15 protein-coding genes, 2 pseudogenes and 1 riboswitch are annotated in these 19,666 nt (G+C 64.8%); of the genes and pseudogenes, 9 read left to right on the top strand and 8 right to left on the bottom strand.

The window, feature by feature from the left end:
- Nucleotides 1-56: 56 nt before the first annotated feature.
- Nucleotides 57-719, top strand: a complete 663-nt coding sequence (locus tag ALC15_RS22545; protein ID WP_050629152.1) for a TetR/AcrR family transcriptional regulator — start codon at nucleotides 57-59, stop codon at nucleotides 717-719.
- 163 nt (nucleotides 720-882) lie between these two features.
- On the opposite strand, the gene ALC15_RS22540 is transcribed toward ALC15_RS22545, so the two are convergent.
- From ALC15_RS22540 to ALC15_RS22530, 3 genes are all read right to left on the bottom strand, one after another.
- Nucleotides 883-1,374, bottom strand: a complete 492-nt coding sequence (locus ALC15_RS22540) for a GlcG/HbpS family heme-binding protein (protein ID WP_050629151.1) — start codon at nucleotides 1,372-1,374, stop codon at nucleotides 883-885.
- Nucleotides 1,375-1,481: 107 nt separating this feature from the next.
- The gene (locus ALC15_RS22535) at nucleotides 1,482-2,210 is read right to left on the bottom strand and encodes an SDR family oxidoreductase (RefSeq protein WP_050629150.1); all 729 of its coding nucleotides are present in this window, start codon (nucleotides 2,208-2,210) and stop codon (nucleotides 1,482-1,484) included.
- Nucleotides 2,211-2,305: 95 nt separating this feature from the next.
- On the bottom strand, nucleotides 2,306-3,196 hold the full coding sequence (locus tag ALC15_RS22530) for a LysR family transcriptional regulator (RefSeq protein WP_050629149.1): 891 nt from the start codon (nucleotides 3,194-3,196) through the stop codon (nucleotides 2,306-2,308).
- A gap of 92 nt (nucleotides 3,197-3,288) precedes the next feature.
- On the opposite strand from ALC15_RS22530, the pseudogene ALC15_RS22525 reads away from it, so the two are divergent.
- Nucleotides 3,289-3,743: pseudogene (locus ALC15_RS22525) on the top strand (PACE efflux transporter).
- Nucleotides 3,744-3,979: 236 nt separating this feature from the next.
- On the top strand, nucleotides 3,980-5,206 hold the full coding sequence (locus ALC15_RS22520; RefSeq protein WP_050629148.1) for an ABC transporter substrate-binding protein: 1,227 nt from the start codon (nucleotides 3,980-3,982) through the stop codon (nucleotides 5,204-5,206).
- 84 nt (nucleotides 5,207-5,290) lie between these two features.
- On the opposite strand, the gene ALC15_RS22515 is transcribed toward ALC15_RS22520, so the two are convergent.
- The gene (locus tag ALC15_RS22515; protein WP_244486211.1) at nucleotides 5,291-6,196 is read right to left on the bottom strand and encodes a c-type cytochrome; all 906 of its coding nucleotides are present in this window, start codon (nucleotides 6,194-6,196) and stop codon (nucleotides 5,291-5,293) included.
- A gap of 338 nt (nucleotides 6,197-6,534) precedes the next feature.
- Here ALC15_RS22515 and ALC15_RS22510 point away from each other — a divergent pair, with 338 nt between their 5' ends.
- Entirely contained in the window at nucleotides 6,535-7,233 is a 699-nt protein-coding gene (locus tag ALC15_RS22510; protein WP_050629146.1) for a glutathione S-transferase family protein, read from the top strand.
- A gap of 76 nt (nucleotides 7,234-7,309) precedes the next feature.
- On the opposite strand, the gene ALC15_RS22505 is transcribed toward ALC15_RS22510, so the two are convergent.
- Both ALC15_RS22505 and ALC15_RS22500 read right to left on the bottom strand, forming a co-directional pair.
- Nucleotides 7,310-8,227: an MBL fold metallo-hydrolase gene (locus tag ALC15_RS22505; RefSeq protein WP_050629218.1), complete on the bottom strand. Its 918-nt coding sequence runs from the start codon at nucleotides 8,225-8,227 to the stop codon at nucleotides 7,310-7,312.
- 332 nt (nucleotides 8,228-8,559) lie between these two features.
- Nucleotides 8,560-9,759, bottom strand: a complete 1,200-nt coding sequence (locus ALC15_RS22500) for a TrmJ/YjtD family RNA methyltransferase (protein ID WP_050629145.1) — start codon at nucleotides 9,757-9,759, stop codon at nucleotides 8,560-8,562.
- Between the two features lie 321 nt (nucleotides 9,760-10,080).
- On the opposite strand from ALC15_RS22500, the gene ALC15_RS22495 reads away from it, so the two are divergent.
- The 3 genes from ALC15_RS22495 to ALC15_RS22485 all read left to right on the top strand — a co-directional run bounded on the left by ALC15_RS22495 (nucleotide 10,081) and on the right by ALC15_RS22485 (nucleotide 13,686).
- Nucleotides 10,081-11,808 carry an alpha/beta hydrolase family protein gene (locus ALC15_RS22495; RefSeq protein ID WP_050629144.1) on the top strand — a complete coding sequence of 576 codons (1,728 nt, stop codon included), beginning with the start codon at nucleotides 10,081-10,083 and terminating at the stop codon, nucleotides 11,806-11,808.
- A gap of 125 nt (nucleotides 11,809-11,933) precedes the next feature.
- Nucleotides 11,934-13,148: an NADP-dependent isocitrate dehydrogenase gene (locus ALC15_RS22490; protein WP_050423623.1), complete on the top strand. Its 1,215-nt coding sequence runs from the start codon at nucleotides 11,934-11,936 to the stop codon at nucleotides 13,146-13,148.
- A gap of 31 nt (nucleotides 13,149-13,179) precedes the next feature.
- The gene (locus ALC15_RS22485; protein WP_050629217.1) at nucleotides 13,180-13,686 is read left to right on the top strand and encodes a DUF3455 domain-containing protein; all 507 of its coding nucleotides are present in this window, start codon (nucleotides 13,180-13,182) and stop codon (nucleotides 13,684-13,686) included.
- A 57-nt stretch (nucleotides 13,687-13,743) separates the two neighbouring features.
- Here ALC15_RS22485 and ALC15_RS22480 read toward each other — a convergent pair whose 3' ends face one another.
- Complete coding sequence (locus ALC15_RS22480) at nucleotides 13,744-14,994, bottom strand: cyclic nucleotide-gated ion channel (RefSeq protein ID WP_050629143.1); 1,251 nt, start codon at nucleotides 14,992-14,994, stop codon at nucleotides 13,744-13,746.
- 11 nt (nucleotides 14,995-15,005) lie between these two features.
- Nucleotides 15,006-17,696, bottom strand: a complete 2,691-nt coding sequence (alaS, locus tag ALC15_RS22475) for an alanine--tRNA ligase (RefSeq protein ID WP_050629216.1) — start codon at nucleotides 17,694-17,696, stop codon at nucleotides 15,006-15,008.
- Nucleotides 17,697-17,897: 201 nt separating this feature from the next.
- Nucleotides 17,898-17,992: riboswitch (glycine riboswitch) on the top strand.
- Between the two features lie 139 nt (nucleotides 17,993-18,131).
- Between alaS and gcvT the strand changes: the two are divergent.
- Nucleotides 18,132-19,276 (top strand): annotated as a pseudogene (gene gcvT, locus ALC15_RS22470) (glycine cleavage system aminomethyltransferase GcvT).
- Between the two features lie 19 nt (nucleotides 19,277-19,295).
- A complete protein-coding gene (gene gcvH / locus ALC15_RS22465; RefSeq protein ID WP_050629142.1) occupies nucleotides 19,296-19,661 on the top strand; it encodes a glycine cleavage system protein GcvH in 366 nt (121 codons plus the stop codon).
- Nucleotides 19,662-19,666 lie beyond the last annotated feature (5 nt).

Genomic DNA, 19,666 nt, shown 5'->3' with positions numbered 1-19,666 from the left:
GGCGCGCATGAAGATGCGGCTTGATGATTTCGCCGCGCTCCGATTTACTGCCGCGCATGGCCAAATCGATTGCGAAGAAAAAACCAGCCGCGGCGTTCAGCGCCGGCGACGATGAATCGGCGCGCGGACGCCTGCTCAATGCGGCGACGCATCTGTTCTGCAAGAACGGCATCAACGCCACCGGGATCGATGCGATCATCGACGAGGCTGGAACCGCGAAGACCACGCTCTACAAACTGTTCGGCTCGAAAACCAACCTCGTGCATGCGGTGCTCGAGAGCGAAGGCCGGCAGTGGCGCGAATGGTTCATCGGCGCGATCGAGGCCGGCGGCGGCGATCCGCAGACGAAGCTGTCGCGGATCTTCCCTGCCCTGAAATCCTGGTTCGCCGAGGAACGCTTCTACGGCTGCCCCTTCATCAATGCGGTCGCCGAGCACGACAAGGATGCCAAGCAGTTCCGCAACATCGCACTGAAGCACAAGAAGGTGGTGCTGGCGCATATCGAGAAGCTCGCCGCCGAGATGGGCGCGACCGAGCCGGCCGTGCTGGCGCATCAGCTCGCGCTGTTGATCGACGGCGCCATCGTCGCCGCCATGGTGTCGGGTGATCCGGCCGTCGCCGATACCGCAGGCCTCGCCGCAGGCAACCTGTTCGCACCGGCCAGGGCGAAGAAGGCGAAGCGCGCCGGCAGCGCCGTGGAAGAGCTACTCGCGGTCTAAAGCGCGATGAGATTGGGTTGAATTGTCATCGCGCTTTAGTTCATTGTTTGAGCATGATCTTTTCGGAAGACCGCCAAGCACTTTTCCGGATCATGCTTTAGCAGCGGGGGGCGCCGCGCGATCCGCAACGCCCACCGCCTTGTCATCATATCGTCTCTCGGCGCTATTTCAGCGCGTCCGCCACCTTCGCAATGCCGGCATTGGCGCAGACCTCATCCTTCTCGCCGCCGGGCGCGCCCGAGACGCCGACAGCCCCGATCACCTCGCTGCCGGCCTTGATCGGAACGCCGCCGCCGACGCCGACAACATTCGGGATCTGCTTGAGGAAGGCGTTAGCGGGATCTTCCATCTGCTTCATCGTCGCGAGCGAGGTCTGGCTGCGGGTGCGCGCCGTGTAGGCTTTCATTCGCGCGAATTCCATGGTGTGCGGGCCGGTGCCGTCGCCGCGAACCGAGGCCGCGACATTGCCGCCCTTGTCGACGATCACGACCGACACCTTGTAGCCGTCCTTGGTGCACTGATCGATCGCCGCCTGCATGATCGCCAGCGACATCGCCATCGAGACGTTCTTCTCGACCAACGGTGCCTGCGCCAGCGCAGGCGTGGCGGCGAGGATGGTGATGGATTGGAACAAAGACAGACTGACACGACGCATGAAAAAGCCTCCCTGAGAGATGTTGTTGTGCGCCCTATTGAACCCTCGCAGGCGCGGAATAATCCCGCTGCGCCGGACAAAATTCGGAGCCCGCGCGGGCCCCCGCCTTACAGATCGAAATTCGTCGGCAGCATGACGACGTCGCGGATCGTCATGCCGCGCGGCCTAGTCAGCATGAACAGCACGACCTCGGCGACTTCGCTTGCCTCAAGCAGACTGCCCGACGCTTTGGCTTCCGCGAGCTTCTCCGCCGGCCAGTCGGCGAGCAGCGCGCTGATCACCGGCCCCGGCGAGATCGAGCCGACGCGGATGCCGTGCTTGAACACCTGGCGGCGCACCGTCTGGACGAAGCAGTTGATCGCCCATTTCGACGACGCGTAGACCGGCTCCCAGGGCGTCGGAAAATGCGCGGCGAGCGAGCTCGTGACGATGATGTCGCCGGTCCCCCGGGCGATCATGTGCGGCAACACGTCGTGCACGTTCTTCATCACGACATTGACGTTGAGGTTCAGCATCCGGTCGATCGCGGCGCTGTCGGCATCGACGAGGTCGCCGCCGACATAGATGCCGGCATTGGCGTGCAGGATGTCGAGCTGGCCCGCCTTCTCCAGCACGCGCGGCAGCAGCGTCGCGCAGGCCGCGGGATCGAGCAGGTCGATGACCAGCGGGATCACCGCATCGCCGTGCCTGCCGGCGAGCGCCGCGAGCGCGGCGGCGTCGCGGTCGACCATCACCACGCGCGCGCCGACTGCCAGCATCGCCTCGCTGCTCGCAAGTCCGATGCCGGACGCCGCCCCGGTCACGGCCGCGACCTTGCCTTCCAATTGCTTCGCCATCGTCTCCACCCTGTCAGGTCAGTGCGACAGGCATGGCAACACATCGCGGTCGCGCTGTCAGCTGCCATGCGATGCACGACGCGCGCGTCCGGCGCTCACAGGCGGAGCATCGGCGGCCGCGTGGCGAAACGGCGGCGCAGCCATTTTGCCGCCGGTCCAGCCGGCCGCTGCTTGTGCCAGACCACTTCGAGCGCGACGGGATGCGCACCCTCGTCGAAGTCGAGTTCGGGAACCGCCAGTTCCTCGGCGACCTGCGAGCTCGCCATGATGTGCGCCGGGATCAACGCCCAGCCAACGCCGTGCTTGAGGATCTGCAGGATCACCCAATGGCTCTCGACCCACCACACCTCCGCCGCGACGCGCAGCCGGTGCCGCTCGGTTCCTTCGTTGCGCACCGTGACCATGATCTGGCGATGCCGCTTCAGCTCCTCCCAGTCCACCTTTCCATGCGCGAGCGGATGGTTCTTGCCGCACACCAGCTGCAGCGGCACCCAGCCGATGGTCTTGAAGCCGAGCTCGGGCGGCAGCTGCTCCTGCCGCCACATCACGCCGACATCGGCCTTGCCGTCGAGCACGAGGCGGCTGACGTCCTCCATGATCGGAAACAGCAGCTCAAGCTCGACATGAGGAAAGCGCGTGGCGAATTCCGCGAACAGTTCGCCGACCGCGCTCTCCGGATAGAGCTCGTCGATCGCCACCACCAGGCGCTTCTCGACATGCGCCTCGAAGCTGCTGGCAACGCCGATCAGGTGCTCGCGGCGATCGAGGATCAGCTTCGCTTCCGGCAACAGCCGCGCCCCCGCTTCGGTCAGCACCGGGTTGCGCCCGGCCCGGTCGAACAGCGCAATGCCGAGGTCGGTTTCCAAATTGGCGACATGCGTGCTGACGGCCGATTGCGCCTTCTTCAGCAGCCGCGCCGCGCCCGAGAACGAGCCCTGCTCGGCGGCCGCCACGAACGATTCGAGCTGGTCCATGGAAATGGCCATCTATCTCTTTTCCAGATATTATCTAACTTTGTAATCCCACAATATCAGATAGAAACCCGATCACAACGACAAGAAAGGGTTTCCAAATGTCCATGCGTTCCTTCTCCGACCGGATCAGGCACGCAGTCCTGTTCGAATTGATCGGTATCGCCATCTTCACGCCGGCAGCCGCTTGGCTGTTCAATCAGCCGGTCGCCCATATGGGCGTCATCGGCGTCGTCTCGGCGACGGTGGCGACGATCTGGAACTTGCTGTTCAATCTCGGCTTCGACCATGCGCTGGTCCGCTTCACCGGCCGCGTCGTCAAGACGATGCCGATCCGCGTTGCGCACGCGATGCTGTTCGAGGCCGGACTGATCGTGCTGCTGATCCCGTTCGTCGCCTGGTATCTCGCGTCTCGCTGTGGGCCGCGCTGATGATGGATATCTCGATCGTCGCGTTCTATCTGGTCTACGCGTTCGTGTTCAACATCGCCTACGATCGCGTCTTCCCCGTGCGCCCGTTGAAGGCCCACGGTCGCGCGGCGGGCCGGGCGCTGCCGGCCTGATCGGCTGCGATACGCGGCGCGGCTCGGATTATCAGATCCGCCGCGCCGCTCCGCACCCTGACACCGCGCCAATATTCATGATGGCAGCGACTACACACAAGTTCTGCCGCGCTCCTCACATAGATTGATTTGATCCGGCTTGAGCCCTGCGTGGTATTCGAGCCGGCACGCCCGTCAGAGGCTGCCAAACGGCCAACAATGCCAAAACGGCCAACAAGAAGAAGCGGAGGACTGCAATGCCTTGGAACCGTTCGATCCAACCAACTCGCCGTCATCTCATCAAGGGCGCAGCCGCCACGTCGGCCACGCTGCTGCTCGGCAGGCCCGCGATCGCCAAGGGCAAAGCCGAGATCGTGATCGGCAACATCGACGCCTATTCAGGACCGGCTGCGGTCTATTCGTCGATCGGCCGCACGCCCGGCGGCTATTTCAAGATGATCAACGAGCAAGGCGGCATCAACGGCCGCATGATCAAGTACATCACCTATGACGACGCCTACAGCCCGGCCAAGACCGTCGAGCAGGCGCGCAAGCTCGTCGAAGGCGACGAGATCGACGTCCTGTTTGCGCCGCTCGGTGCGCCCACCAATGCGGCGATCATGAAGTACATGAACCAGAAGAAGGTCCCGCACCTCTTCATCGCCTCGGGCGCGACCAAGTTCGGCGACTACAAGAATTTCCCCTACACCATGGGTTTCCAGCCCTGCTACCAGATCGAAGGGCGCGCCTTCGCGCAACACGTGCTCGCGACCCAGGCCGACCCCAAGATCGGCATCGTCTACCAGAACGACGATTTCGGCCGCGACGTGCTGAAAGGCTTCAAGGACGGACTTGGCGCCAAGACCTCCGCAATCGTGGCCGAGCTGTCGTATGAGACCGCGGACCCGACCATCGACAGCCAGGTGGTGCGCTGCAAATCCGCCGGCGCCAACGTGTTCATGAGCATGACCACGCCGAAATTCGCAGCACAGGGCATCAAGAAGATCGCCGAGCTCGGCTGGCAGCCGGCGCATTACATCGGCAACAACGCCTCGTCCGCCGGATCGACGCTGAAGGCCGCGGGGTTCGACGTATCGAAGGGGATCATCTCGAGCGCCTATTTGAAGGATCCCGTCGACGCGGCCTGGGACAGCGATCCCGCGATCCAGAAATGGCGCGCCTTCCTCGACAAATACGATCCGGCCGCCGCCAAGAACGACATCTACGCGGTGACAGGCTATCTCACCAGCCAGATCCTGGTTCAGGTGCTCAAGCAGTGCGGCGATGACGTCTCGTCCGAAAACATCATCAAGCAGGCGGCGAATTTGAAGAATGTCGAATCCGACATGCTGCTGCCGGGCATCAGGATCAACACCTCGTCGACCGACTACTATCCGCTCGAGCAACTGCAGCTGACGCGCTTCAGCGGCGAACGCTACGAGGCGATGGGACCGGTGATCGACGGCGGCATCTCGAAGGCGTGAAGGCAGCAGGCGATATGCGAAGCGCGGACCCTCACCTGGTCTGCGCCTCTCCATCGTCATTGCCTGCCAAAAGCGGCTTTCAGACTATTCTTTTGCCGGCACCGTACGCAAATAGGCGACGATGGCGTCGAGGTCGGCAGCTGCCAGAGTGGCGTAGTAATGGAAGCCCATGGGCGGATTGAGCTTGCTGCCGTCCTTGCTGACGCCCTGAGTGATGGCGCGCTTGATCTCGTCATCAGTCCAGCCGCCAATGCCTTTCGTCTTGCTGGAGCTAATGTTCCGCGAAACCGAGACGCCCCAAGGTCCCGGAAACTTGCCGCCGCCGGCGCCCATGCTGGTCGCAAATTCTCGCCCTTGCGGCCCCATCGGCGTGTGGCACTCCATACAGTGTGCAATCGTGACGAGGTAGAATCCTTGCTGCACCTTGTCGCCCAACATCGCTTCGGTGTACGGGCTTTCACCACCTGGGGGAACAGGATGTCCTTGCGGCATCTTGTAGACTGGCTCCGGCACCGCATTCCTGATCGGCTGGATGGTGTGCAGATAAGCGATCACTGCATCGAGATCGCGATCGGTCATGATCTCGTAGAAGCCGCTTGGCATGATCATGGCGACGTGCGCGCCGTTGCGCTTGATGCCCTTACGTATCAGTTGCTTGAGCTCTGCGTCAGTGTAATTGCCGATGCCGGTTTCCTTGTCTTGCGTGATATTCGGGGCCGTGACCTTGAACGGCGGCTCATCCCATGACAGGCCGCCGGAAAAAGCCTTATCCCGGATCTCGCCCGATGGTCCCTTCGGGGTATGGCAGTTGCCGCAGGTCAGGATGCCATTGACCAGATAATTGCCGCGCTCGACTAGGTCCGATTGTGCGCCGGCCGGGCTGGTCAATACCGCGCCGATAACGAGCGCTAACGATCCGATACGGATCATGACGACGCCTCCAATCAATTGAAATATGCCGATAGAACTCAGATCGATTTCTGACTTCAAGAAGGTCCGTCAACGAAATGCGCGCACGAGTGCCGACGCTGCGAAGGCCGTGCGTAAATCGAGATAGCCGACGCGCAAGAAAAACGAGCGCGCGGATCAATGGTACGATCGCCGCCCTTTCTTTCGGCGCGTGACTGCCGAGGGCTGGCCAGACAAAATCTAGCAGATTTTCCGTGCTTGAGAAGCCAACATGACTCCGCCGAAATTCGGGGCGCGAGACATCAGGATCAACGCCTCGCCGACCAATCGTCATCCGCCCGAGCACGGCGCGGTGGGCTAGCGTTTCCAACCGATCATTCTTGAGGTAGCCTCATCCATCCTGAACGTGACGAGCCGCCATGCTCACGCTCTATTCCTATCCGCCGTTGTTCGGCGTCGCCGACAACAATGGCTATGGCCTGAAGGTGTTCGCTTTTCTGAAGCTCGCCGGCGTACCGTTCCGGCACGAGCACATTTTTGATGCGTCGAAGGCGCCGCGCCAGCAATTGCCCTACATCGTCGATGGCGATGACACCGTCGGCGACAGCGAGACCATTCTCCGCTACGTCACCGAAAAATACGGCGTGACGCTGGATGCCGCGCTGACGCCGGCGCAACGCACCACCGATCTCCTCGTCACGCGCACGCTCGACGATCTCTACTGGGTGATGTCCTACTCGCGCTGGAAGGACGAGCGCTACTGGCCGAAATTTCGCGACGCGCTCAAGCGTGAGCATCCCGACCTCACCGACGACGGCTTGATGAAGGCCAGGGAGTTCAACGCGCAGCGCTACCATTACCAGGGCATCGGCCGCTTCGAGCCCGATGCCGCGATGGCCCGCGGGCTCGCCGATCTCGCCGCACTGGCGAGCCTGATCCCGCCGCAAGGCTATGTGCACGGCAACACGCCGACGTCCATCGACGCCGGCATCTATGGCTTCGTGGCCAACATCTACTTCTACGACATCGACACGCCGTTGAAGGCATTCGTGGTCGCGCACGACGCACTGGCGAAGCACTGCAGGGCCATCCACGCGGCGGTCGCTGGTGTCGCATAGCGCCGGCTCGGCCCAGGGCGCGCACTCGTCAACATGACGAGCCCGCGCCCCGGTTCAGCTCTAACCCGACAAGCGGTCAGTAGTCCCAGAACGCCGGGACCCAACGAAAGGCCTCGCCGGCGACCGCGACATGGCCGATCGACGGGAACGGCATATGCGTCGCCACCAGCAGTTCGCCGCTCTCGGCCAGCTCCCGCAACAGGCGGATGCGAACGCGCGCCGCCTCGTCGGGGTCGTGCTCGAAGCCGTTGTGCCATTCGGGCTGGTCGAATCCGACCGTGAACACGGCGTCGCCAGCGAAGGTCAGCGCCTCGCCGCCGGACGCCATGCGGACCACGCTGTGTCCGGGGGTGTGGCCGCCGGTGCGACGAACGACCACGCCCGGCGCCACCTCGTGCTGCTCATCAAAGGTCCACAGATTGTTGCGGTACTCGTTCGCGAACCGCTTGGCGGTCGCCCGCAGCGCGTCCGGGAATCCCTGCGGCATGTCGGTGCGGGTGAAATCCGGCGCCTCCCAGAACTTGACTTCGGCGGCAGCAACATGGATCCGCAGGTCCGGACGCAGCCTTTCCTTGACGCCATCGACGAGCAGCCCGCCGACGTGGTCCATGTGCATGTGGGTCAGCACCACATCGGTCACCGACGCAAGGTCGATGCCGGCAGCTTCCAGCCGCTTGATCGTCTGACCGGCGCGCGGAAGGTGCAGGTCAGGATCCGACCCCAGCCCGGCGTCGATCAGGATGGTCTTTCCGCCGCTGCGGACCATCACCACGTTCAGCGCCCAGTCGAACGCATCCGCCGGCAGGAACATGTCGTGCAGCCAGGCCGCGCGGACCGCGGGATCGGCGTTGTGCGCAAGCATTTTGGACGGCAGCGGCAGCACGCCGTCGCTGACCACGAGCACGTCAATCTCGCCGATCCGCAGCGCGTAGCGCGACGGAACCAGCTCTTCGGGCTTCGACCCGACGGCCTCTAAGGGGTTGTGTTGGTTCATGATCGTCTCCTGCTGACCGACCACGCCGCGTGGGGCGCGGTTGCGGTGAATGGAGAGATGTCTAGCGAACCGGCCCTGCCGCTGCCCCAGAGCGATTGTCGTCGTTGCAGAGAGATTGCTGACGATGCAGCTGACAGCTAGCTCGGAATAGCGACGGATGCGTGACTCGCCGGCCGCGCAGCCTACTCGGTGTCGTCCCTATCCTACTCGGTGTCGTCCCTGCCTAGTGCGCAATTGCGCACTAGGCAGGGAGACAAGTGGGGAGAATTGTGTACTCACTCCGCTGTCATCGCCCGACTCGACGCGCTGGTGATGACACCGAACGTGGCGCTTCACTTCCCCTGCTGAAGCCCCGCCTCCAGCCGCAGCAACTCACCATCGAGATCACGCTCGACATCATCCACCTTGATGTCGACCACCCGGTAGTCGCGCGCCTCGAGCCAGGCGCGGCGCTTGGCGCGGTCTGCGGCGATGGCCTCGCTCTCGTTCGCGTTGACCAGCTCGATCGCGGTCCGGTGCACGAAGGAGACGAAGTCGGGGATGTGGCGGCCGACCGGGGTCTGGCGCTTGAACTGGCCAGCGAAGCGGCGGTCCCGCGTCAGCGCCTGCCACAGGATCCGCTCGGCGTCCGTCGGGTTGCGGCGGAGCAGCCGGGCAAGCCCGCGCACCGTGCTGGAATTGTCAGCGGTCGCGCCGCCCCCGCCCTGTTCGGCGAGCAGCGCCCGAAGCCTCGTTGCCTGGGCGCCGTCGAGCACGCCGCCCTTGGCCGGGCCCTTGCGGCCTTCCGCGATCGCCATCACCACGCCGTGCAGCGTGTGCATGTCCTGCTTGGTCGGGTCCATCCGGGTGAAGATGTTGCGCAGGTTCACCAGCATGGTGTCGCGCTTCTCGGCCGGACGCAGGAACTCGACCTTGTCGAGCTCGGCGACCAGATTGTCGAAGAACGCCTGCATCTGGTGCTGGGAGGCCGGCTCGGACCGCTCCGGCATCGCGAACGGCAGCGCACCCGCGGTCGAGAGCTTGAACCATTCATAGCCCATCAGCAGCACCGCTTGCGCCAGGTTGAGCGAGGCGAAGCCGGGGTTGACCGGGAAGGTGATGATGCGATTGGCGAGCGCGACCTCGTCGTTGGTCAGGCCGGAGCGCTCCCGCCCGAACAGGATGCCGGCGCCGCCGCCGGACGCGACATGGCGGACGATCTCGCTGGCCGCCCCTTCCGGCCCGACCACCGGCTTGGCCTGGTCGTGGGCGCGCGCGGTGGTCGCAAACACCAGCGTGAGGTCGGCGATCGCCTGCTCAACGGTGTCGAACAGTTCGACGGAATCGGTGATGTGGTCGGCGCCGGCTGCGGCACGCTGGGCGGCGATGTTCGGCCAGCCGTCGCGCGGGTTGACGATGCGCATCCGCGACAGCGCGAAGTTGCCCATCGCGCGCGCGGCCATGCCGATGTTCTCGCCAAGCTGCGGCTCGACCAGGATGACGACGGGACCGGCAAGGTCGTGCCCTGCCTTGGTCTTGTCGGTGCCGGACATCTCACTTCACTTTCTGATTCAAGATCTGAATATTTTGATTCAGCTTCCGAAGCGGCTGATTCAAAGTCTCATACAGGTCCCCGAAACCAGCTTTGCACCGGTTTTGCGCGGGACCAATTTCTCCAAGCAGATAACAGGGTTAGCCGCGATTGCGAATCCTCAATCGGAATCCCGATCGCACAACGCGAGGGTCGCCGCTTGCGCGCACTTCGCCTTCGGATAGGCTATCAACCACAACCAAAGCGAAGCTGTAAAGGCACGCTTGAGACGCCGGTTGAACGGCGAGGCACTTGGTTCAAAGCACTTTTGGGGGAGACGACGATGCGGGGCAGATGGACGCTGGCGATTGTGGGCCTGATCTTGATCGTGGCGGGGGGCCTGCTCGCCCACTTCACGCAAACCGCCGGCGGCATCCGGATCGAGGATGTCAGGTTCAAGGGCGCCAAGGGCAACACCATGAGCGCCCTGCTCTACATCCCGCCGAATGCGACGACACAAATCCCGGCGCCCGGCATCCTCGCCGTTCACGGCTACATCAATTCGCGCGAGACCCAGGACGGCTTCGCCATCGAGTTCGCCCGCCGCGGCTATGTCGTGCTGGCGCTCGACCAGACCGGCCACGGCTACAGCGACCCGCCCTCCTTCGCCAACGGCTTTGGCGGACCTGACGGCCTCGCCTATCTCCGCAGCCTGCCCTTCGTCGACAAGGAGAACATCGGGCTCGAGGGCCATTCGATGGGCGGCTGGACCGTGCTGGCTGCTGCCGCCGCCATGCCCAACGACTACAAGTCGATGGTGCTGGAGGGCTCGTCCACCGGCAAGCCGTTCGCCGCCGAGGGCACCGCGAGCTGGCCGCGCAACACCGCGCTGGTGTTCGCAAAATACGAGGAATTCCCTGACCTGATGTGGGGCGTCCAACTTGCCCGCGACGTCACCACGAGCCCGAAGCTCTGGGCGCTGTTCAGCACGCAGGCCGCGGTCGAGCCCGGCAAGGTCTATGGCGATCCGGCGGCCGGCACGGCGCGGGTGCTCTACACCCCCGCGATGACCCATCCGGCCGAGCACATCTCGCATGAGGCGATCGGCTACAGCCTCGACTGGTTCGCCAAGACCCTGAAGGGCGGCACCCCGCGCCCGGTCGACGACCAGATCTGGTTCCGCAAGGAGATCGGCACACTCATCGCCCTGATCGGTTTCGTTGCTCTCGTCATCGGGACGTTCGACGGGCTGCTGGAGGCCCAGATGTTCTCCCGCCTGCGGCTGCCGGCGGTCGCCGACGGCACCATGCCGCCGCACCAGGCGGCGAGCGGCCGGCGCTGGACCACGGCGTTCATCCTGTCCGCCTTCATCCCGGCGCTGACCTATTACCCGGCCTTTGCGCTCGGCGGCACCTTCGTCACCCCGAGCGCGGTCCTGCCGCAGGGCATCACCAACCAGATCCTGGTCTGGGCCATCATCAACCTGCTGATCACGCTGGCCCTGATGCGGTTCGCCCCGAAGCGCGCCAGCCGGGCCGGCCTGATCGGTCAATCCGTCGTGATCGCGCTGGCCGCGGTTGCGGTGGGTTATGCCGCGCTCTGGCTCGCCGACCTCGCGTTCAAGATCGACTTCAGGTTCTGGATCGTCGCGCTCAAATTGATGAGCGCAAAGCAATTCCTCATCTTCCTGATCTATCTGATTCCGTTCACGGCGTTTTTCGTCGTGGCGCTGCACGTGCTGCACCGGAATTTCTCGACCATGGATGCGCCACGCGGGGCGCTCTACCTCACCAACATCCTGGCCCTGACGCTCGGTTTCATCGTGTTGCTGGTGCTGCAATACGGCACGATGTGGCTCACCGGAAAACTGTTCAACCCGGTCCCCGACCCCGGTTTCGTGCCGCTCTCGACCATCGTCGCGATCCAGTTCGTGCCGCTGCTGGCGATCGTGGCCGTGATCGCGACCTTCACCTGGCGGCGGACCGGATCGAGCCTGCCGGGGGCCCTGATCGCGGGCCTGTTCGTGACCTGGTACATCGTGGCCGGGACCGCCACTCAGGTCCCATTTTAGGTGAAATGATGGGCTGAAAGTGCATAACCGGTGCGCTTTCGCCCGTCCCCGGGCGGTGCTATAGCGCAGGCGTATTTTCCAACCCGCCGTCAAAAGCGCGCCGTTCCCAAAAGGGCCTCCCCGTCATGGCAAAAATCAAGGTATCCAACCCCGTCGTCGAGCTCGATGGCGACGAGATGACCCGGATCATCTGGCAGTACATCAAGGACAAGCTGATCAACCCGTTCCTGGATGTCGAACTGCTGTATTTCGATCTGGGCATGGAATACCGCGATGAAACCAACGACCAGGTGACCATCGACGCCGCCGAAGCCATCAAGAAGGTCGGCGTCGGCGTCAAATGCGCCACCATCACCCCCGACGAGGCCCGGGTGAAGGAGTTCGGCCTGAAGCAGATGTGGAAGTCGCCGAACGGCACCATCCGCAACATCCTCGGCGGCGTGATCTTCCGCGAGCCGATCATCTGCAAGAACGTGCCACGCCTGGTTCCCGGCTGGACCAAGCCGATCATCATCGGCCGCCACGCCTATGGCGACCAGTACCGCGCCACCGACATCAAGTTCCCCGGCAAGGGCACGCTGTCGCTGAAGTTCGTCGGCGAGGACGGCACCGTGATCGAGCGCGAAGTGTTCAAGGCGCCCGGCGCCGGCGTCGCGATGGAGATGTACAATCTCGACGACTCCATCATCGATTTCGCCCGCGCCTCGCTGAACTACGGCCTGCTGCGCAACTACCCGGTCTACCTCTCGACCAAGAACACCATCCTCAAGGTCTATGACGGCCGCTTCAAGGACATCTTCCAGGACATCTACGACCGCGAGTTCAAGAAGGAATTCGAGGCCAAGGGCCTGACCTACGAGCACCGTCTGATCGACGACATGGTGGCCTCGGCGCTGAAATGGTCCGGCGGCTATGTCTGGGCCTGTAAGAACTACGACGGCGACGTGCAGTCCGACACCGTGGCCCAGGGCTACGGCTCGCTCGGCCTGATGACCTCGGTGCTGCTCACCCCTGACGGCAAGACGGTGGAAGCCGAAGCTGCCCACGGCACGGTGACCCGGCACTACCGCGAGCACCAGAAGGGCAAGGAAACCTCGACCAACTCGATCGCCTCGATCTTCGCCTGGACCCGTGGCCTCGCCCATCGCGCCAAGCTAGACAATAACCCGGAGCTGGCGAAGTTCGCCACCACTCTGGAGAAGGTCTGCGTGTCGACCGTCGAGGAAGGCTACATGACCAAGGACCTCGCGCTCCTGGTCGGCGCCGACCAGCGCTGGCTCTCGACCACCGGATTCCTCGACAAGGTGTCCGACAATCTCGCGAAGGCGATGGCGGCCTAAAGGCTGCCGTCCTGGAATGACAGGTGCGAGCATGACCGAGGCCCTCATCAGAGCCGTCGTGCTCGCATCATTCGTGCTATCAGGGTCGGCGGCATCAGCTGCCGATCCCCTGCCAGACGCCGTCGCGGCGCCCGGCGAAATCCCGGTCCTGTCAGTCCACGCCGAGGGCGTTCAGGTCTACGAGTGCAAGCCCGTCACCGACGGCAAGCTCGCCTGGTCGTTCCGCGAACCGGTCGCCACCTTGATCGCCAATGGCCGCACAGTCGGCCGGCACTATGCCGGCCCGAACTGGGAGCATATCGACGGCAGCGCCGTGACCGCCCGCACCGCCGGCAGCGCGCCCGGCGCGACTCCCGCCGACATCGCCTGGTTGAAGCTCGAAGTGATTTCCCACCGCGGCAATGGCGTGCTCTCGAGCGTTGCCACCGTGCAGCGGATCAACACCTCGGGCGGCGAACTCAGCGGCGCCTGCGACAAGGCCGGCGCGCTGAAGGGCGCGGCGTATTCGGCGGATTACGTATTCCTGCGCCGCGATTGATCCAAGGCGTTTTCGAGCGAAGCGGGTACCGGTTCGCGTGAAGAAAACGCGTCAAGACTAATCACGGAAGCCGCCATCGGTCTCGTGCGGCGCCTGGCCGATCTCCGCGGCGGCAAGGTCACCACCGGCCGTAAGCGGATCGGCGAGCCGCGCCTCTGCCGTCTCTCGGACATGCGCGGCGAGCGCCGGCATACGCTCGATCAGGGCATGGAAGTCCTGTGCATCGAGCAGCAGCAGCTTGGTCTTGCGCGTCGCCGTCACCGTGCCGGAGCGGCTGGTCCGCCTGAGCAGCGCGATCTCGCCGAAGAATGCGCCGTCAGACAACCGCACCCGCTGGTTCGGCAGGTCGATCTCGACCTCGCCGGCGGTGATGAAATACATCGACGACGCCACGTCGCCGCGCCGCACCAAGACCTCGCCGGCCTCGATGGCCTGCGATCGCAACAGCCGCATGATGTCGGCGATGTCGGCGGCGTTGAGATGCGAGAACAGCGGCACCCGCGCCAGCATGCCCCAGGTCACGACGAAGTCGCGGCGCCGGACCTCGTCGGCGAACGCGGTCGAGATGATCGCAACCGGCAGCGCGATCATCGCAAAGCCAACCACGATCGCGATCACGGTGACGATCCGGCCGAGCGGCGTGACCGGAACGACGTCGCCATAACCGACGGTACCGAGCGTCACGATCGCCCACCACATCGCCTGCGGCATGGTGCCGAACTTGTCCGGCTGCACCTTGTGCTCGATGGCATAGAGCAGCGAGGCGAACAGCAGCACTGCGCCGGTCAGGATCACCACGCAGCCGAACAGCGTGCGCCGCTCGGCATGCAGCGCCGCCAGCAGCGAGCGCATCGCGGTCGAATAGCGCACCAGCTTGAGGAACGGCAGCATGCCGAACAGCACCAGCGCGGTCTTGTCGCCGATCGCAAGCGCAATGGCCGACGGCAGGAACGCGAGCAGATCGATCACGCCGAGTGTCGAGAAGGCGTAGTCGAGCCGCGCCTGTAGCGGCGTCACGTCACGCAGGGAATGGCCAACCACGCTCCAGAGCCGGGCGGCATATTCCAGCGCGAAGGCGGCCACCGCCGCGATCTCGACAGTCGTGAGCAGCCAGCCGAACTGCGCGTCGATCTCGGGCACGGAGGCCAGGATCGCCGCCAGCACATCGACCGCGATGATGGCGACGATGATCCCGGCAAACCGCGCGCCGCCCGAATGCGGCAGATCATTGCGCTCGAGCAGCTCGTAGAGGCGATCGCGCAGCCGGGAGGCGCTGATCGTGGGCTTGAGCGGAGCCGTCGCCACGATCAGCCTCTCCGTCAGGCGCCGGCCGATGCTTGTTGAGTCATGGCCTGTTCGATCGCCGACAGCGCGGCGTCCGCCTTGGCGCCGTCGGGCCCGCCGGCCTGCGCCATGTCGGGGCGGCCGCCGCCGCCCTTGCCGCCGAGCACCTCGGAGCCCTTGCGGACCAGCTCGACCGCGTTGAAGCGCGAGGTCAGATCGGCGGTGACGCCGACCACGATGCCGGCCTTGCCGTCCTCGGTGACGCCGACGATCGCGACCACGCCCGAGCCAATCTGCTTCTTGCCGTCGTCGACCAGGCTCTTCAGATCCTTGGTCTCGACGCCTTCGACCGCACGCGCCAACAGCTTGACGTTGCCGACCTCGCGAACGCCGGAGGCCGCGCCGTTCGACGCACCACTACCGCCGCCCATCGCGAGCTTCTTGCGGGCGTCAGACAAATCGCGCTCGAGCTTCTTGCGCTCTTCCATCAGGGCGGTGATGCGCGCCGGGACGTCTTCGATCGTGGTGCGCAGCTCGGCCGCCGCGGTCTTCGCCAGCGCCATGGTGTCGTTGGCGTGCTTGCGTGCGTGACGCCCGGTCAGCGCCTCGATGCGGCGGACGCCGGAGGCGACAGCGCTCTCGCTGGTCACCGAGATCAGGCCGATGTCGCCGGTGCGGCGGACATGGGTGCCGCCGCAGAGCTCGACCGACCAGCCGAGCGCGTTCTGGCCATGCTCGCGGGCGCTCTTGCCCATCGAGACGACGCGGACCTCGTCGCCGTATTTCTCGCCGAACAGTGCGCGTGCACCGGCCTCGCGGGCGTCGTCGACAGCCATGACGCGGGTCGTCACCTCGTCATTCTCGAGCACGACATCGTTGGCGATGTCCTCGACCCGGGCGAGTTCTTCCGGCGTGATCGGCTTCGGATGCACGAAATCGAAACGCAGGCGATCGGGCGCGACCAGCGAGCCGCGCTGGGCGATGTGATCGCCAAGCACCTGGCGCAGCGCCTCGTGCAGCAGATGCGTCGCGGAATGGTTGGCGCGGATCGACGAACGCCTGGCGTGGTCGACCTCGAGCTGCAGCGCGGTGCCGGCCTTCAACGTGCCCTGCTCCACCGTGCCGACATGGACGAACAGATCGCCGGCCTTCTTCTGCATGTCGGTGACGCGGAACTTGACGCCCTCGCCCGTGAGCACGCCGATATCGCCGACCTGGCCGCCCGACTCCGCATAGAACGGCGTCTGGTTCAGCACGATCGCGCCGCTCTCGCCGGCCTTGAGGCTATCGACCTCGGCGCCGTCCTTGACCAGCGCCGTCACCGCGCCTTCCGCGCTCTCGGTCTCGTAGCCGAGGAATTCGGTTGCGCCGAGCTTCTCGCGCAGCGGAAACCAGATGGTCTCGGTCGCCGCCTCGCCGCTCCCTGCCCACGAGGCACGCGCCTTCTCGCGCTGGCGGTTCATCGCGTCGGTGAACGATGCCTGATCGACGCTGATGCCGCGCGACTTCAGCGCGTCCTGCGTCAGGTCGAGCGGGAATCCGTAGGTGTCGTACAGCGTGAACGCGGTGTCGCCGTCGAACATGTCGCCCTTCTTGAGGCCGGCGCTCTTCTCGTCGAGGATCGACAGGCCGCGCACCAGCGTCTTGCGGAAGCGGGTCTCTTCCAGCTGCAGCGTCTCCTCGATCAGCTTCTCCGCGCGCACCAGATCCGGATAGGCCTGGCCCATCTCGCGGACCAACGCCCAGACGAGGCGATGCATCAGCGGCTCGCTCGCGCCCAGCAGCTGCGCGTGGCGCATCGCGCGGCGCATGATCCGGCGCAGCACGTAGCCGCGGCCCTCGTTCGACGGCAGCACGCCGTCGGCGATCAGGAACGCCGACGAGCGCAGATGGTCGGCGATGACGCGATACGACGCGACGTTCTGCGCATTCGGCCCGTGGCCGAGCGCCGACGAGGCCGCATCGATCAGATGGCGGAACAGATCGGTCTCGAACACGCTCTCGACGCCCTGCAGGATGCACGCCATGCGCTCCAGGCCCATGCCGGTGTCGATCGAGGGACGCGGCAGCGCCACGCGCTCCTCCTTCGTCACCTGCTCGTACTGCATGAACACCAGGTTCCAGAATTCGAGGAAGCGATCGCCGTCCTCCTCCGGGCTGCCCGGAGGTCCGCCCCAGATGTGCTCGCCGCGGTCGATGAAGATCTCGGAGCACGGACCGCACGGACCGGTGTCGCCCATCGCCCAGAAATTATCCGAGGTCGGGATGCGGATGATGCGGTCGTCCGAGAAGCCCGCAATCTTCTTCCAGTAGCCGGCCGCCTCGTCGTCGGTGTGGTAGACGGTGACGAGCAGCTTGTCCTTCTTCAGCCCGAAATCCCTGGTGATCAGATTCCAGGCGAGCTCGATCGCGCGCTCCTTGAAGTAGTCGCCGAACGAGAAGTTGCCGAGCATCTCGAAGAAGGTGAGATGGCGCGCGGTGTAGCCGACATTGTCGAGGTCGTTATGCTTGCCGCCGGCGCGCACGCATTTCTGCGACGTCGTGGCGCGCTGATAGCCGCGCTTCTCGACGCCGGTGAAGACGTTCTTGAACTGCACCATGCCGGCATTGGTGAACATCAGGGTCGGGTCGTTGCGCGGCACCAGCGGCGACGACGCCACGATCTCGTGGCCGTTCTCCTTGAAGAAGTTCAGAAATGTCGACCTGATGTCGTTGACGCTGCTCATGTTCATCCAATCGGAAAAAGGGGCCGGCCAGCCGCAAAAAGGCGTCATTTTCCGGCCGAACGCTTTTAGACATTGCCAGCTGCGGTGTCCAGAAACTGTGCAGGCGGATCATGGGCTTGCCGCGGCAGCACAAAGCCCGTGGGATAGTTGCTGCAGCTGCGTTGACAGTCTTGGTGGCGCCGTGTTTTCTACCTACCTGTTACCCGTCACGTCGGGAGAGACCGGTCCTGCTTTGGGCCGGCGCCGAAGGAGCAACCGCCCCGGAAACTCTCAGGCAAAAGGACCGCGTGACGTCTGACATCTGGAAAGAGGCGCAGGGGTTCTCCCCGATGCGTCCGCCGACGGGATAATACTCTCAGGCACAGCGACAGATGGGGCTTTCTGCAGGTTTCTCAAGGGGAAATGGGTCCCCGCGGGAACCGCGAGGGCCCTGTGATGCTTGCGCACGAAAACTCCCCGCTGAAACAGACCCCGCTGCACGCCCTGCATCTGGCGCGCGGCGCCAAGATGGTGCCGTTCGCCGGCTACGACATGCCGGTGCAATACACGGCCGGCGTGCTCAAGGAGCATCTGCACACCCGCAAGGACGCCGGTCTGTTCGACGTGTCCCACATGGGTCAGCTCGCGCTGAAGGCCAAATCCGGCAAGGTCGGCGACGCGGCGCTCGCGCTGGAGAAGCTGGTGCCGCAGGACATCGTCGGCATCGCGCCGGGACGGCAGCGCTACGCGCAGTTCACCAACGACGACGGCGCCTGCTCGACGACCTGATGGTCGCGAATTTCGGCGATCATTTGTTCCTGGTGGTCAACGCCGCCTGCAAGGACGAGGACGAGGCGCATCTGCGCGCCCATCTCTCCGATACCTGCGAGATCGTGTCGCTGGCCGACCGCGCGCTGATCGCGCTGCAGGGGCCGAAAGCCGAATCGGCGCTGGCGAAACTTTGTGCAGATGTCAGTTCGATGAAATTCATGGACGCCGGCCCACGCCGCGTCGCCGACATCGACTGCTTCGTCTCACGCTCCGGCTACACCGGCGAGGACGGCTTTGAAATCTCCGTTCCGGCCGACAAGGCCGAAGCCCTGGTCACCGCACTGCTCGACAATCCCGACGTGCTGCCGATCGGCCTCGGCGCGCGCGACAGCCTGCGGCTGGAAGCCGGGCTCTGCCTCTACGGCCATGACATCGACACCACGACGACGCCGGTCGAAGGCGCGCTGGAATGGTCGGTGCAGAAGGTTCGCCGCAGCGGCGGCGCCCGCGCCGGCGGTTTTCCGGGCGCCGACAAGATCCTCACCCAATTCGCACAAGGCGCATCGCGCCGCCGCGTCGGCCTGAGGCCGGACGGCCGCGCGCCGGTGCGCGAAGGCGCCTTGCTGTTCGCCGATGCCGCCTCGACCGAACAGATCGGCAAGGTGACCTCGGGCGGCTTCGGCCCGAGCCTCAATGCGCCGGTTGCGATGGGCTATCTGCCGACCGCCCTCTCCGCCGCCGGCACCACCGTTTTCGCCGAGGTGCGCGGTCAGCGGCTACCGCTGAAAGTCGCCGCCACGCCCTTCGTCCCCAATACCTACAAACGCTAAACGCTGAAGGATCGACCCCATGACGACGCTGTACACGTCCGACCACGAATGGCTCCGCATCGAGGGCGACGTCGCCACGATCGGGATCACCGACTACGCGCAGTCGCAGCTCGGCGACGTCGTGTTCGTCGAGCTGCCCAAGGTCGGCCGCAGCCTGAAGAAGGCCGAAGCCGCCGCTGTCGTCGAATCCGTCAAGGCCGCCTCCGACGTCTATGCGCCGATCACCGGCGAGGTGATCGAGGTCAACGAGGCGCTCGCCGCCGAGCCCGCGCTGGTCAATTCGGACGCCGCCGGCAAGGCCTGGTTCTTCAAGCTCAAGATTGCCGACAAGGGCGAGCTCGGCGGCCTGATGGACGAGGCCGCCTACGCCGCGCACACCGCCTAAAGGAT

It is taken from the genome of Bradyrhizobium viridifuturi (assembly GCF_001238275.1).
Lineage (GTDB): Bacteria > Pseudomonadota > Alphaproteobacteria > Rhizobiales > Xanthobacteraceae > Bradyrhizobium > Bradyrhizobium viridifuturi.
The sequence above is the reverse complement of the archived record's forward strand: the minus strand, read 5'-3'. Positions and strand labels throughout refer to the sequence as shown.

Coding starts and splice junctions, on each gene's coding strand:
- ALC15_RS22545 (WP_050629152.1), top strand. CDS start 57: ATGGCCAAATCGATTGCGAAGAAAAAACCAGCCGCGGCGTTCAGCGCC.
- ALC15_RS22540 (WP_050629151.1), bottom strand. CDS start 1,374: ATGCGTCGTGTCAGTCTGTCTTTGTTCCAATCCATCACCATCCTCGCC.
- ALC15_RS22535 (WP_050629150.1), bottom strand. CDS start 2,210: ATGGCGAAGCAATTGGAAGGCAAGGTCGCGGCCGTGACCGGGGCGGCG.
- ALC15_RS22530 (WP_050629149.1), bottom strand. CDS start 3,196: ATGGCCATTTCCATGGACCAGCTCGAATCGTTCGTGGCGGCCGCCGAG.
- ALC15_RS22520 (WP_050629148.1), top strand. CDS start 3,980: ATGCCTTGGAACCGTTCGATCCAACCAACTCGCCGTCATCTCATCAAG.
- ALC15_RS22510 (WP_050629146.1), top strand. CDS start 6,535: ATGCTCACGCTCTATTCCTATCCGCCGTTGTTCGGCGTCGCCGACAAC.
- ALC15_RS22505 (WP_050629218.1), bottom strand. CDS start 8,227: ATGAACCAACACAACCCCTTAGAGGCCGTCGGGTCGAAGCCCGAAGAG.
- ALC15_RS22500 (WP_050629145.1), bottom strand. CDS start 9,759: ATGTCCGGCACCGACAAGACCAAGGCAGGGCACGACCTTGCCGGTCCC.
- ALC15_RS22495 (WP_050629144.1), top strand. CDS start 10,081: ATGCGGGGCAGATGGACGCTGGCGATTGTGGGCCTGATCTTGATCGTG.
- ALC15_RS22490 (WP_050423623.1), top strand. CDS start 11,934: ATGGCAAAAATCAAGGTATCCAACCCCGTCGTCGAGCTCGATGGCGAC.
- ALC15_RS22485 (WP_050629217.1), top strand. CDS start 13,180: ATGACCGAGGCCCTCATCAGAGCCGTCGTGCTCGCATCATTCGTGCTA.
- alaS (WP_050629216.1), bottom strand. CDS start 17,696: ATGAGCAGCGTCAACGACATCAGGTCGACATTTCTGAACTTCTTCAAG.
- gcvH (WP_050629142.1), top strand. CDS start 19,296: ATGACGACGCTGTACACGTCCGACCACGAATGGCTCCGCATCGAGGGC.